This is a genomic window from Methylorubrum extorquens (assembly GCF_024169925.1).
Lineage (GTDB): Bacteria > Pseudomonadota > Alphaproteobacteria > Rhizobiales > Beijerinckiaceae > Methylobacterium > Methylobacterium extorquens_A.
The window spans coordinates 2,607,356-2,619,939 of the sequence record NZ_JALJXF010000001.1 but is presented as its reverse complement, the minus strand read 5'-3'; the positions used below and the strand labels follow the sequence as shown (position 1 = coordinate 2,619,939).

General features: G+C 65.6%; 12 protein-coding genes. 1 reads left to right on the top strand and 11 read right to left on the bottom strand.

All coding sequences use genetic code 11. From position 1 onward, the window contains the following. Positions 1-291 precede the first annotated feature (291 nt). Positions 292-660, bottom strand: a complete 369-nt coding sequence (locus J2W78_RS12325) for a hypothetical protein (RefSeq protein ID WP_253374028.1) — start codon at positions 658-660, stop codon at positions 292-294. Positions 661-1,101: 441 nt separating this feature from the next. Here J2W78_RS12325 and J2W78_RS12320 point away from each other — a divergent pair, with 441 nt between their 5' ends. Continuing rightward, positions 1,102-1,701: a L,D-transpeptidase gene (locus J2W78_RS12320; protein ID WP_253374027.1), complete on the top strand. Its 600-nt coding sequence runs from the start codon at positions 1,102-1,104 to the stop codon at positions 1,699-1,701. Between the two features lie 72 nt (positions 1,702-1,773). On the opposite strand, the gene J2W78_RS12315 is transcribed toward J2W78_RS12320, so the two are convergent. From J2W78_RS12315 to urtA, 10 genes are all read right to left on the bottom strand, one after another. Then, positions 1,774-2,826, bottom strand: coding sequence for an aliphatic amidase (locus tag J2W78_RS12315; protein ID WP_253370815.1), 1,053 nt, complete (start codon positions 2,824-2,826; stop codon positions 1,774-1,776). Positions 2,827-2,902: 76 nt separating this feature from the next. Beyond that, complete coding sequence (locus tag J2W78_RS12310; protein ID WP_253370813.1) at positions 2,903-4,363, bottom strand: carbohydrate porin; 1,461 nt, start codon at positions 4,361-4,363, stop codon at positions 2,903-2,905. A gap of 166 nt (positions 4,364-4,529) precedes the next feature. Beyond that, entirely contained in the window at positions 4,530-4,847 is a 318-nt protein-coding gene (locus J2W78_RS12305) for an FmdB family zinc ribbon protein (protein WP_253370811.1), read from the bottom strand. 64 nt (positions 4,848-4,911) lie between these two features. Next, positions 4,912-6,141, bottom strand: a complete 1,230-nt coding sequence (gene fmdA, locus J2W78_RS12300; protein ID WP_253370809.1) for a formamidase — start codon at positions 6,139-6,141, stop codon at positions 4,912-4,914. A 168-nt stretch (positions 6,142-6,309) separates the two neighbouring features. Continuing rightward, the gene (locus tag J2W78_RS12295; RefSeq protein WP_253370807.1) at positions 6,310-7,326 is read right to left on the bottom strand and encodes an alpha/beta fold hydrolase; all 1,017 of its coding nucleotides are present in this window, start codon (positions 7,324-7,326) and stop codon (positions 6,310-6,312) included. 11 nt (positions 7,327-7,337) lie between these two features. Continuing rightward, the gene (gene urtE / locus J2W78_RS12290; RefSeq protein WP_253374026.1) at positions 7,338-8,027 is read right to left on the bottom strand and encodes an urea ABC transporter ATP-binding subunit UrtE; all 690 of its coding nucleotides are present in this window, start codon (positions 8,025-8,027) and stop codon (positions 7,338-7,340) included. A 133-nt stretch (positions 8,028-8,160) separates the two neighbouring features. Next, entirely contained in the window at positions 8,161-8,949 is a 789-nt protein-coding gene (urtD, locus tag J2W78_RS12285) for an urea ABC transporter ATP-binding protein UrtD (protein WP_253370805.1), read from the bottom strand. Positions 8,950-8,959: 10 nt separating this feature from the next. Then, a complete protein-coding gene (urtC, locus tag J2W78_RS12280) occupies positions 8,960-10,129 on the bottom strand; it encodes an urea ABC transporter permease subunit UrtC (protein WP_253370803.1) in 1,170 nt (389 codons plus the stop codon). Between the two features lie 13 nt (positions 10,130-10,142). Further along, entirely contained in the window at positions 10,143-11,069 is a 927-nt protein-coding gene (gene urtB / locus J2W78_RS12275; protein WP_253370801.1) for an urea ABC transporter permease subunit UrtB, read from the bottom strand. A gap of 109 nt (positions 11,070-11,178) precedes the next feature. Continuing rightward, on the bottom strand, positions 11,179-12,432 hold the full coding sequence (urtA, locus tag J2W78_RS12270; protein WP_253370799.1) for an urea ABC transporter substrate-binding protein: 1,254 nt from the start codon (positions 12,430-12,432) through the stop codon (positions 11,179-11,181). Positions 12,433-12,584: the final 152 nt, after the last annotated feature.

The following is a 12,584-nucleotide window of genomic DNA, read 5'->3' as shown; positions in this document are numbered from 1 at the left end:
GACGCGGCAGGCGGTCTCCCGGAAGGAGAGCGTCACCGCGCGTCACGGATGACGGGGGAGACCGGATCGGCCTCGCGCGCCGTTGCAATCACCGGGCCGCCGCGACGATCGGAGATCGAAGGCCCTGGACGTAAGATGCCGGAGGCATCGGGAATCGGCTGTGCGGGACAGCCAACCATGGTCGCGGTGCATCCTGGGCGCGAAGTTTGGCAATCCGACGACGGCGCGGGTCGGGACCGAGCCATCACCCCATCGCCTCGCAACGCCCGCACGACCGGGACGACGCACCTGTCAGACCCGGGGCGGACGCTCGGGCTGACCGCGCTCGGCGGCGGCGAGGCTTCGATCCGAGATGGGGCGGGGAAGAGACGATGCCTGCGCGCGGTCGAAACCCGGAACGATCGCGTTCAAGCGCCCGATGCCCGCCACCTCGTCGAGATCGAGCACGGCGTGGCCGATCTGAACACTGGTGAGCGGGTCCGTGTCGGGGCGCTGCTCGAACGTCACCGCACCGCGGGCCTGCGGGATCCCACCGAGGGCAGAGCCGTCGGTCGGCAATCCGATGACGACGAGCAGGCTCAGCAGCCCGACCAGCGTGGACAGGACGATGCGGGCCGGTCGGCCGGCCGGGGCGCGGCCCGTTGTGGCGTGGCGGTTCATGATGGTCACGGTGACATCATTGTGGTGGATGAAACCTTCCCGCGCAATCGACTGCGGCGTTCTAGCCAGGGCCATCGCTCGAAAGCGATGGCCCTGGTTCATTGCTGGCCTTATACCAAATCCGGCTGATCCCTTCGGGATGGCGGATTTGGGCTTCGCTCAAGCGGCTTCGAACAGTCGCACTGGCAATTTTGATCGGCCTCCCGGAACAGCCCTCCGGCCTTTCATCCTGCCGAGCATGCTTCGGCGGTGGGCCGATGTGCCGGGCCGCACCCAGTTCCAGACGGGTCGGACGTTTCGGCGCAGGCGTTGCCGAAAGCCCACACCCTTGCCTTCCTCCTGCCCCGACGGCCGGCCCTAAAGCGCTCGATGCGCCTGCCGCTGCCCTCTCTTGCAGCGCGGCCCCTTCGAGGAGGACTGAACGTCTTGTCGACCCGATCCCTGCCTGGTCGCCTCCGGCCGAACCGCTCCGCGCTGCCGCGCCTGGCCGCAACGCTTGCCCTCGGTGGCGCCCTCGCGGCGGCCACTCTCGTGCCGGCCCGCGCCAATCCGCTCGACAGCGGGCCGCTCGCGGACTTCATCAACGTCTTCAAGACACAGGCCATCCCGCGCGACACGGTGGCCTATGCCGGTGGAGAGAAGCCCGGCACGATCGTGATCTCCACGAGCCAGCGCCGACTCTACTACGTGCTCGGCCGTGGCGAGGCGATCCGCTACGGCGTCGGCGTGGGCCGGCGCGGCTTCTCGTGGTCGGGCACGAAGACGATCACCGGCAAGAAGGAATGGCCGGCCTGGCGCCCGCCGTCGCAGATGCTCGCCCGCCGCCCGGACCTGCCGCGCTACATGGCCGGCGGCCAGGACAACCCGCTGGGCGCCCGCGCCATGTATCTCGGCTCCTCGCTCTACCGCATTCACGGCTCCAACGAGCCGGAGACGATGGGCGCGGCGGTGTCCTCGGGCTGCATCCGCATGACCAACAAGGACGTGGTCGATCTCTACGACCGAGTGAAGGTCGGCACGAAGGTGGTTGTGAAGGACTGAATGTAGAACCTCCTCGCCGTTAAAAGGCGAGGAGGTTGGAAGTCCGCGTTCCGCCGGGGCCGGTCGAAGAGCTCAGCGCGGATCGGGCGGGCCTTCGCCCTTGCCGACGAAGGGGATGCCCTCGATCGGGCATTCCTCGGTGCCGACGCTGGAGCGGGTGATGGCGCGCACCGCGTCGCGGGTGCCGTCGGGGTCCTCGATCCAGCGGCGGTAGAAGTCGTAGGGGCATTCCGACATCCCGTGCCGGTTCTCCTTCGAGTTGATCATGCCCGTGTAGCCGCGGTGCAGCAGTTTGAAGAGGTGGTTCTCCGACTGGCCGTGGGCGCGGAAGTCGCGGATCAGGAACTTCGACAGCGCCGCGTACTGGATGCCCATCTCCTCCTCGCCGCACTCGCCGAGCGTGCGCCCGTCGAAGCCGATGATCGCCGAGTGGCCGAAGTAGCTGTAGACGCCGTCGAAGCCGGCGGCGTTGGCCACCGCGACGTAGGTGTTGTTGGCGAACGCCATCGCCTTCGAGATCAGAACCTGCTGTTCCTTGGCCGGGTACATGTAGCCCTGGCAGCGGATGATGAGTTCGGCGCCGCGCATGGCGCAGTCGCGCCAGATCTCCGGGTAGTTGCCGTCGTCGCAGATGATGAGGCTGATCTTGAGCCCCTTCGGGCCGTCGGAGACATAGGTGCGATCGCCCGGATACCAGCCCTCGATCGGGGTCCAGGGCATGATCTTGCGGTACTTCTGCACGATCTCGCCCTGGTCGTTCATCAGGATGAGCGTGTTGTAGGGCGCCTTGTGCGGATGCTCCTCGTGGCGCTCGCCGGTGAGCGAGAACACGCCCCACACCTTCGCCTTGCGGCAGGCATCGGCGAAGATGTCGGTCTCCGCACCGGGGATAGCGGAGGCGGTCTCGTACATCTCGCCCGCGTCGTACATGATGCCGTGGGTCGAGTATTCGGGGAAGATCACCAGATCGAGGCCCGGCAGACCGGCCTTCATCCCGATGATCATGTCGCCGATCTTCTTGGCGTTTTCGAGCACCTCGGCCTTCGTATGCAGCCGGGGCATCTTGTAGTTCACGACGGCGACGCCGACGCTGTCCTGACTCGACGAGATATCACCGTGCATCATGGCGGTGTTTCCTCCGATTGGTATTGAGGGGAGGGGCTCGTCGCGCGAGCCCCTCTTTCTTGGCTCGGGGCGAGGACTAGCCCGGCGCGAGGCCGAGGAGAGTGCCGAGCGGGACGACGAGGGTGGCGCCGGCGTAGAAGCCGTCACGCGCCCGCCGCGCGGTGAAGGGGTTCCAGAACGTGTTCGGGTTGACCACGTACTGCACCACCGGCTCGAAGATCACGCCCGCGCCGACATCGAAGTGTGCGTTGGCTTCGAACACGAACTTGTCGCGCGAGTACGGGGCGCCCGAACCGCCCGAGATGAAGTTCGCGTCCGCCAGGAACTGCGTGTAGTTCTCCGACAAACGCTGCCAGTTCATCTTCAGCCCATAGCTGTCGTTGGGCCGGCTCTGGTCGGGCGCGTCGAGGCGCACGCCGACGAACGAGTTGAAGCGGATCGGCACCGTCGGGTCGAAGGAATAGCCCGTGCCGGTATAGAGCGAGATCGCGGTGGGGTGCGGGTTGGCGACGAGGCCGTCGTCGGCGCGCCAGACCGTCTGCGTGCCGGTGAGCACGATGCCGGACGTGCCGTTCTTCTGCAGCACCGGGGCGCCGGGGTTCAGGCCCTTCGAGGTGCCGAACACCGTCTTGAAGTTGTCGTCGTGATCGGCGGTGTTGAAGAAGCCGGTGAGCGAGGCGCGGCCGGGATAGGCGGTCATGGTGTAGTCGGTCTTGGTGCCGATCTCGGTCATGACGAGCGCGCCCGAGAGCCGCTCGTAGCCGAAATCGTAGCCCGAGAGCGCGTTGGTGCCGGGGTTCACCGAGAAGGCGCCGGCCTGGACGTAGCTCGTCGGTGAGAGCTGGTAGGCGGCGTTGGCGCCCCAGACCGCGTAGAGCGGCGAGGTGAAGCCGGCATTGATGTAGAAGAGGTCCTGGAAGCAGGAGTTGATCGAGTTGCACGGCGGCAGGCCGTAGTAGCGATCCGGGTGGGTACGGCCGACCTCGATGACGAGGCGGTCGTCGAGCAGCTTCTGCTGGTAGGTCAGCAGCGAGAGGCGGTTGTTGTTGGGGTTGAACGGCGGCTGGTAGCCGACGGTGGTGTCGCCGATGTCGGCGGCCATGTTGAGGTTGCGGACGTTTCCGAAGAAGGTCTGGGTGAACTTGATGGTGCCGCCACTGATGTTGGCGATGCGCTGCATGTCGGCGGTCATGGAGAGGACGAAGTAGGTCGAGTTCGACTGCTCGCCGGTGCGCAGGCCGGCCGACGGGTTGGCCTGGTAGAAGTTGTAGATGTTGATGTCGAAGGTGAGCCCGCGCTCGGCCATGTGGGTGGCCCACGGCGCAAGCGGTCCGACGCGAACCGGGTCTGTGGCCTTCTCGGCGATGTTGGGATCGGTGCGCGGCTGGGTCTGATCGTTGAACTGGCCCACCGGCGAGGCCTGCTGCGCAAGGGCGCCGGTCGCGGTGGTGAGGCCCGCCGCCAGCAGGGCTCCGGCCGTTCCGATTCTCACGCCGCGGCGGCGTCTGGTCCGTGTCTGTGTCACTCGTTCGGTCATCGTCAGTCCCCAACCCGTCCTCTGCACCGGCCCGCCCACAGGGTTCGTCCCGCTTGTCGTGTCGCGGCCGGCGGCTCCTCCACGGAGCTGTTCTTCGGTTCGATCCATCCTCCCGGAGGTGGAGCGGCGGGCACGTCAGGCGCCCGCCGCGGAGACGGCCGTTCGATCAGTGGCTGATCATCCAGGGCCGCGCGTTCGGGAAGCTCTTGGCCGCCGCGGGGGCGGCGCTCGTCTTCTTCGGCGAGCAGCAGCCGCAGCCGGCCCCGTGGGCACCGGAGCGCCGCGGCTCGTGGCGGCTGCGCTCGTTGGTGGCGTGGGCGGCCTTCAGGCCCGCATCCATGCCGGAGATCCGCGGGGCGGTGAGGAAGGCGCGCTGGCATTCCCCGCCGCAATCCGGGCAGTCATGCGGGTCCTTGAACTGCGCCATCGGGCGCAGCACGGTGAAGGGTCCGCAAGCTTCGCAAGCGTAGTCGTAGACCGGCATATCAAGCGCTCTCAGGCAAAGTGTCTGCGGTTTGCCGCCCGGAGAGCGCGGCAAACCCAAAAGATCAAAGATCCGGCGAGAGCGGCATCTGGATTGAGCCGTCTAGGAACTTCGTCGGCCCGGCCTCGGACGGGTTGATGTCGAAGTCGAAGATGCCGGTCGGAATCCAGAGCGTGGCGCAGGCGTTCGGGATGTCGACGACGCCGGAGATGTGGCCCTGAACCGGGGCGGTGCCGAGGATCGAGTAGGCCTGGGCGCCCGAGTAGCCGAACTTCTTCAGGTACTCGATCGCGTTGAGGCAGGCCTGACGGTAGGCGACGGTGACGTCGAGGTAATGCTGCTTGCCGTACTCGTCGACCGAGACCCCCTCGAAAATCAGGTGATCGTCGTATTTCGGAGTCATCGGCGACGGCTTGAAGATCGGGTTCTTGATCCCGTACTTGGCCATGCCGTCCTTGATCAGGCTCACCTTGAGGTGGACCCAGCCCGCCATCTCGATGGCGCCGCAGAAGGTGATCTCGCCATCGCCCTGGCTGAAATGCAGGTCGCCCATGGAAAGGCCGGCGCCTGGTACGTAGACGGGGAAGTAGATCTTCGAGCCGCGCGAGAGATCCTTGATGTCGCAATTGCCGCCGTGCTCGCGCCCCGGCACCGTGCGGGCGCCGGTCGCCGCAGCCGCCTCCTTCGCGTCTCCTTTAAGCCGGCCCATATGCGCGGTCGGGCCGAAGGGGAGGGTGGCCAGCGCCGGCACCCGGCTCGGATTGGTGTCGTAGAGCGCCTTCTCGCGGGTGTTCCAGGTCTCCAGCATCTTCGGATCGGGCAGGCAGCCGATCAGGCCGGGATGGATCAGGCCGGGGAAGCGCACGCCGGGCACATGGCGCGACTTGGTGAACATGCCCTCGAAATCCCAGATCGACTTCTGGGCCTGGGGGAAGTGCTCGTCGAGGAAGCCGCCGCCATTGTTCTTCGAGAAGAAGCCGTTGAAGCCCCACTGGCTCTCGGGCTTGGCGCCGATGTCGAGCAGATCGACCACGAGCAGGTCGCCGGGCTCGGCACCCTCGACGCCGATCGGGCCCGACAGGAAGTGCACGATTGACAGGTCGATGTCGCGCACGTCGTCGGCGGAATCGTTGTTCTTGATGAAGCCGCCGGTCCAGTCGTAGGTCTCGACGATGAAGTCGTCGCCGGGCTTCACGGTGGCGACCATCGGGATGTCGGGGTGCCAGCGGTTGTGCACCATGTCGTTGTCGTAGGCCGACTGCGTGAGATCGACCTTGATCAGGGTCTCGGGCATTTCCTTCGCCGCTCCTTTTTACGTCCGGAATTCAGGCAGCCGTCCCCGTTGCGTACCCGGCATGAGTCCGGCCGCCCCCGTGGATCGTCATTGTCGTTCTTCGTTCACCCGGCGCGCTTCCGGCACCGGATCGGTTCGGGCGGGCCGCCAATGCGCCCCGCCGATGGCTCAGCGCGCGAGCAGCTCCTTCAGGGCCGCATCCAGCAACTTGATGTCGTCCGGAGAGGTGCCGGGGCCACCGGCGAAGTGGCCCCAATAGGTCTCGACCGTGCGCAGCTCCGCGTTCGGCATGTGCTCGACCTCGATGGCGCTGTCTTCCGGCGGGAAATACAGGTCGGTCGAGGCCGGCATCACGAAGGCCTTGGCCGTGATCGCGCCGAGCGCCTTCTTGACGTCACCGCCGTAGAGGTCGTTGGCCGAGATGTCGCCGTTCTGCCACGTCCAAAGCATGGCGAGCAGGTTGTTGGCGTCCTTCTCCAAGAGCCAGCCTTCCCAGAAGCCGACGAGGAAGTCTTCGAGCGAGGCGTAACCCATCTGCTTCAGGTCGGCCTCGACCCGGTAGAAGGTCTGCGAGAAGCCCCAGCCGGCATAGACTCGGGCGGCGGCACGCAGGCCCTTCTGCGGTTGCTCGGCGTAGAACCCGTCGGCGAAGGCGGCATCCGCCTGGAGCGCCGCCTTGACCCCCTCCAAGAAGACGAAGTTGTGCCGCGAGCATTTGGCCGAGCCCTGGAAGGGCAGAATGCGCTCGACCATGTCGGGGAAGATCGCCCCCCAGTGGAAGGTCTGGAGCGCGCCCATCGACCAGCCGGTCACGAGCTTGATCCGCTCGATGCCGAACACTTCCGTCACCAGCCGGTGCTGCTGCACGACGTTGTCGTAGGCCGTGACCTTCGGGAAACGCGGCCCGTTGAAGGGTGCTGGCGTGTTGCTCGGCGAGGACGACAGGCCGTTGCCGAACATGTTCGGCACGATGATGAAATACCGGTCCGGGTCGAGCGCCTTGCCCGGCCCGATCAGCCACTCGTTCTCAAGATGCGTGCCGGAATACCAGCACGGATAGACGATGACGTTGTCCCGTGCCGCGTTGAGCGTGCCGTAGGTCTTGAAGGCGAGCCGAGCTCCGCGGATCGTCTGCTTCGACTGCAGGACGACGTCGCCGAGTTCGAAGGTCTCGTAATCGGCCATCGCAACACTCCTCAGACTGAGAGGAACCGGGCGACCTGCGCCTCGTCGATGTCGGCGCGCAAACTCTCGTGGACGATCGAGCCGTTCTCGATCACGAGAACCCGGTCGGCCACGTCCATGGCAAAGCTTAGCACCTGCTCCGAGACGACGATCGACAGACCGCGCTCGTCGCGAATCTTCTTCAGCGTACGCCCCATCTCGCGAATGATCGAGGGTTGAATGCCCTCGGTCGGCTCGTCGAGGAGCAGAACCTTCGGATTGCTGGCAAGCGCCCTCGCGATGGCGAGCTGCTGCTGCTGGCCGCCGGACAGGTTGCCGCCGCGCCGGCCCTTCATCTCCAGGAGCACCGGGAACATCGTGTAGAGATCCTGCGGCACCTTGCGCGAGCCGGTGACGGTGAGCCCCGTCTCGATGTTCTCCTGCACCGTCATGGTGGAGAAGATCATCCGGCCCTGCGGCACGTAGGCCAGACCCTTGGCCACGCGGGCATGGCTCTTCAGGGCGGTGACGTCGGTGCCGTCCACGGCGATCGTGCCGGATTTCGTCGGCACGATCCCCATCAGCGTCTTCATGAGCGTGGACTTGCCCATGCCGTTGCGGCCCATCACGGCGACGATCTCGCCGGGCGCGACGTCGAGGTCGATGCCGTGCAGCACCTCGCTCTGGCCGTAGGCCGCGTGGAGATCCGAGATCGCGAGCATCGGTGCGGTGCCGGGCACGACCGGCGGCACAAGCGAGGAGGGAGAAGTCTGGAGCATGATCCGTTCGCCCTTAAAGCATCATCCCGAAAGGTGGTTGCCGGCTTTCGGAAGGAGATGATGCAAAAGCAATACTTTAGTGACCGAGATAGACTTCGATGACCTTCGGGTCGTTCTTGACCCGATCCATCGACCCTTCCGAGAGCACCTTGCCCTGGTGGAGCACGGTGACGCGGTGGGCGATGTCCTCGACGAACTTCATGTCGTGCTCGATGACGAGCACCGAGCGGCCCTTGATGATCTGGTTCAGGAGTTCAGCGGTCTTGATGCGCTCGCCGACGCTCATGCCGGCCACCGGCTCGTCGAGCATCAGCAGCTCCGGGTCCTGGATCAGCAGCATGCCGATCTCCAGCCACTGCTTCTGGCCGTGGCTCAGGAACTCGGCGCGCTCGTCGAGCTGATCCTTCAGGAAGATCGTCTGGGCGATCTCGTGGATGCGGTCGCGCACCTCGGCGTCGCGCTTGAAGGTCAGCGCCCCGAATACCGAGCGACCGCGGGGGAACGAGATCTCGAGATTCTCGAACACCGTCAGGTCGTCGTAGATCGAGGGCGTCTGGAACTTGCGGCCGACACCGGCCTGGACGATCGCGCTTTCGGAAAGCTTCGTCAGTTCCTGGCCCTTGTACTTGATCGAGCCGGAGCTGGCCCGCGTCCGCCCGCAGATCAGGTCGAGCACCGTGGTCTTGCCGGCGCCGTTGGGGCCGATGATGACCCGGATCTCGTCCGGATCGACGTAGAACGAGACGTCGTTGACCGCCTTGAACCCGTCGAAGGAAACGGTGAGCGCTTCGACCGCCAGCAGGAAGTCCTTCTCATCGGCGGGCGTGCCGATGGGGGCGGAGGAGGGGAGGATGGCCGCGTTCATGGGTGTTTCCTCACTCGGCCGGGGTGCCGTGGGGCAGGGCGGGGCCGGCGACGGGGGCCAGACCCTTGGCCTTGCGGAACAGGCGGGGTTCGATGTGCTCGCGCCAGATGCCGGCGAGACCGTTGGGGAAGATCAGCACCACGGCGATGAACAGGGCGCCGAGGCCGAACAGCCAGAGGTCGGGGAAGCTCTCGGAGAACGAGGTCTTGGCCCAGTTGACGAGCAGCGTCCCCCAAACCGCGCCGAACAGCGACAGGCGCCCGCCGACCGCGGTGTAGATCACCATCTCGACCGAGGGCACGATGCCGACGAAGGAAGGGGACATGAACCCGACCTGCAGGGTGAACATCGCCCCGCCGATCGCCGCGAAAGCCGCCGCGAGGCAGTAGGCGAACACCTTGAAGCCGGCCACCGAGTAGCCCGAGAACCGGACCCGGTCCTCCTTCTCGCGCATGGCCACGAGAATGCGCCCGAGCTTCGACTTCTTCACGTATTGAGCCATCAGGATACAGCCGATCAGCAGGCCGCCGTTGACGAAGTAGAGGATGAACTTCGCGCTATCCTGACGGATGTCCCAGCCGTGGAGGGTACGCAGATCGGTGATGCCGTTGATGCCCCCCGTGTAGCCCTGCTGGCCGACGATCAGGATCGTCAGGATCGCGGCGATGGCTTGGGTGATGATGGCGAAGTAGGTGCCGCCGACGCGGCGCTTGAACATCGCCACCGAGATGAGGAAAGCGAAAGCCACCGGCACCGCGACGACGAGGAGCAGCGTCAGCGGCAGGCTCTGGAACGGGTGCCAGAACCAGGGAAGCTCCGTGATCTGGTTCCAATCCATGAAGTCGGGAATGCCCGGCGTCGACTGGATCTTCGTGTTCTCGACGCTGGACGCCTCCAGCTTCAAGTACATCGCCATGCAGTAGCCGCCGAGCCCGAAGAACACGCCCTGGCCGAGCGACAGGATGCCGGCATAGCCCCAGCAGATGACGAGGCCGAGGGCGACGAAGGCGTAGGTGAGATACTTGCCGACGAGGTTGAGGCGGAAGCCGTCGAGCACGAGCGGCAGGACCACCAGGATCACGCCGGCCAGCAGCGCGAGGCTGACCCACTCGACCGGCTTCATGAAGGGGTTGTCGTTGACGGTGACCGCCTTCGACAGAGACTGGACTGGGCTCGTCATTGGGGCGCGCTCCTCAGCGACGGACCTTGAGGGTGAACAGGCCCTGCGGCCGCAGCATCAGGATTCCCACCACCGCGAGCAGGGTGAGCACCTTGGCCATTGAGCCGGAGAGGAAGAATTCGAGGGTGGATTGGGTCTGCGAGATCGAGAAGGCCGAGGCGATGGTGCCGAGCAGGCTTGCCGCGCCCCCGAAAACCACGATCAGGAAGGTGTCGACGATATAGAGCTGGCCCGAGGTCGGCCCGGTCGAGCCGATCATGGTGAAGGCCGAACCGGCGATGCCGGCGATGCCGCAGCCGAGACCGAAGGTGGTGCGGTCGACCTTCTCGGTATCGATGCCGACGGCACCCGCCATCGGGCGGTTGCTCATCACCGCGCGGATCTGCGCGCCGAAGCGCGAGCGGTACATGATCACCGCGACACCCACGGTGATGACAGTGGTGACCGCGATCACGAACAGGCCGTTGATCTGCACCTCAATGGAATCGGTGACCGGGATCGAGCCCATCATCCACGACGGCAGTTCGACGCCGACCTCGCGCGGGCCGAAGATCGTGCGGTAGGCCTGCTGCAGGATCAGCGAGAGGCCCCAGGTCGCGAGAAGCGTGTCGAGCGGGCGCTTGTAGAGGTGGCGGATCAGCGCCCATTCCACCAGCATCCCCATCGCCCCGGACGCCAGGAAGGCCAGCGCCATGGCGACGAAGAAGTACGCGCCGAACAGCGAGGGCAGGTAGGTCTGGAAGAAGCTCGAGCAGAGATAGGTGACGTAGGCGCCCAGGATCATGAACTCGCCGTGGGCCATGTTGATGACGCCCATCTGGCCGAAGATGATCGCCAGACCGAGCGCCATCAGCACGTAGACGGAAAACAGGATCAGACCTGCGAAGCCCTGCATCACGAAGATCGAGCTGAGGTCTGCGAGCGAATAGTCGCCGAACATGGCTTGTGACTCCGGCGGAATTTTCTGGGAGAGCGCAGCAAGTGTCGGGCCACGCCCGTCATGTCGCGGATGTCCCCTCCCGCGAGGGAGGGGACCGGAGCGCCCGCGACTACTGGTAGCCCTTCGGGAAGGGGTTCGGCTCGATCAGCTCGGGGCTCTCGTAGACCACCTCGAACTGGCCGCTCGGCAGGGCCTTGGCGACGCGGGTCTTCGACCAGAGGTGATGGTTCGGGTGGATCTTCACGTAGCCTTCCGGCGCTTCCTTGAACTCGATGTCGGCGGACGCCGCGGCGACCTTATCGACATCGAAGGAACCGGCCTTCTCCACCGCCATCTTCCACAGGAACGGGCCGAGATAGGCGGCCTGGGTCACGTCGCCGATGACGGTCTTGTCGCCCCACATCTTCTTGAAGGCGGCGACGAACTTCTCGTTGTTCGGGTTCTTCAGCGATTGGAAGTACTTCATGCAGGAATAGGCGCCGGCGATGTTGTCGCCGCCGATGCCGTCGATCTCGTCCTCGGTGACCGAGATCGTCAGCAGGGTCTGCTTGTTGAGATCGATGCCCGCCGCCTTGAGCTGCTTGTAGAAGGCGACGTTCGAGCCGCCGACGACGTCGGCGAAGATCACGTCCGGCTTCTTGAGCTTGATCTTGTTGATGACCGAGTTGAACTGCGTGTGGCCGAGGGGGAAGTACTCCTCGCCGGCAACCGTGCCCTTGAGCACGTTCTCGATGTGCTTGCGGGCGATCTTGTTCGAGGTGCGCGGCCAGATGTAGTCCGAGCCGACCATGAAGAACGACTTGGCGCCCTTCTCCTTGGCGACCCAATCGAGCGAGGCGAGGATCTGCTGCGTCGCCTCCTGGCCGGTATAGATCACGTTCTTGGACTGCTCCAGACCCTCGTAGAAGGTCGGGTAGTACAGGAGGCCGTTATACTGCTCGAAGACCGGCAGCGCGGCCTTGCGCGAGGCCGAGGTCCAGCAGCCCATCACCGCGGCGCAATGATCGTTGACGAGGAGCTTCTTGGCCTTCTCGGCAAAGGTCGGCCAATCGGAGGCGCCGTCCTCCTGGATCACCTTGATCTTGCGGCCGAGCACGCCGCCCATCTCGTTGATCTGGGCGATGGCGAGCTTCTCGGCCTGGATCGAGCCGGTCTCGGAGATCGCCATGGTGCCGGTGGCCGAGTGCAGGATGCCGACCGTGACCTCGCTATCGGTCACCGCGAGCCCGGTCGTGTTGACGGCCGAGGTCGGCGCGGCGGCAAACGCCATCCGCGGCATCATCGCCAGCGCGGGAAGCCCCGCGAGACCCATGAGAAGCTTGCGCCGCAGGGCCGAGTCCGGGCCCTTCTTGTCGTCCGCCATCGTGCCTCAACCCCTGTATCTTGTCTCGGCACGGCTCTGCCGGTCGGCGGCCGTGCTCGAACAGGGTGGAGGCTAGGCTTGATGGCGGGTCACGGCCCATACGCTGTTTTGCGTATGTCAGCGCGGCAGACCGGGCCGTAGCGTGCCGCTCT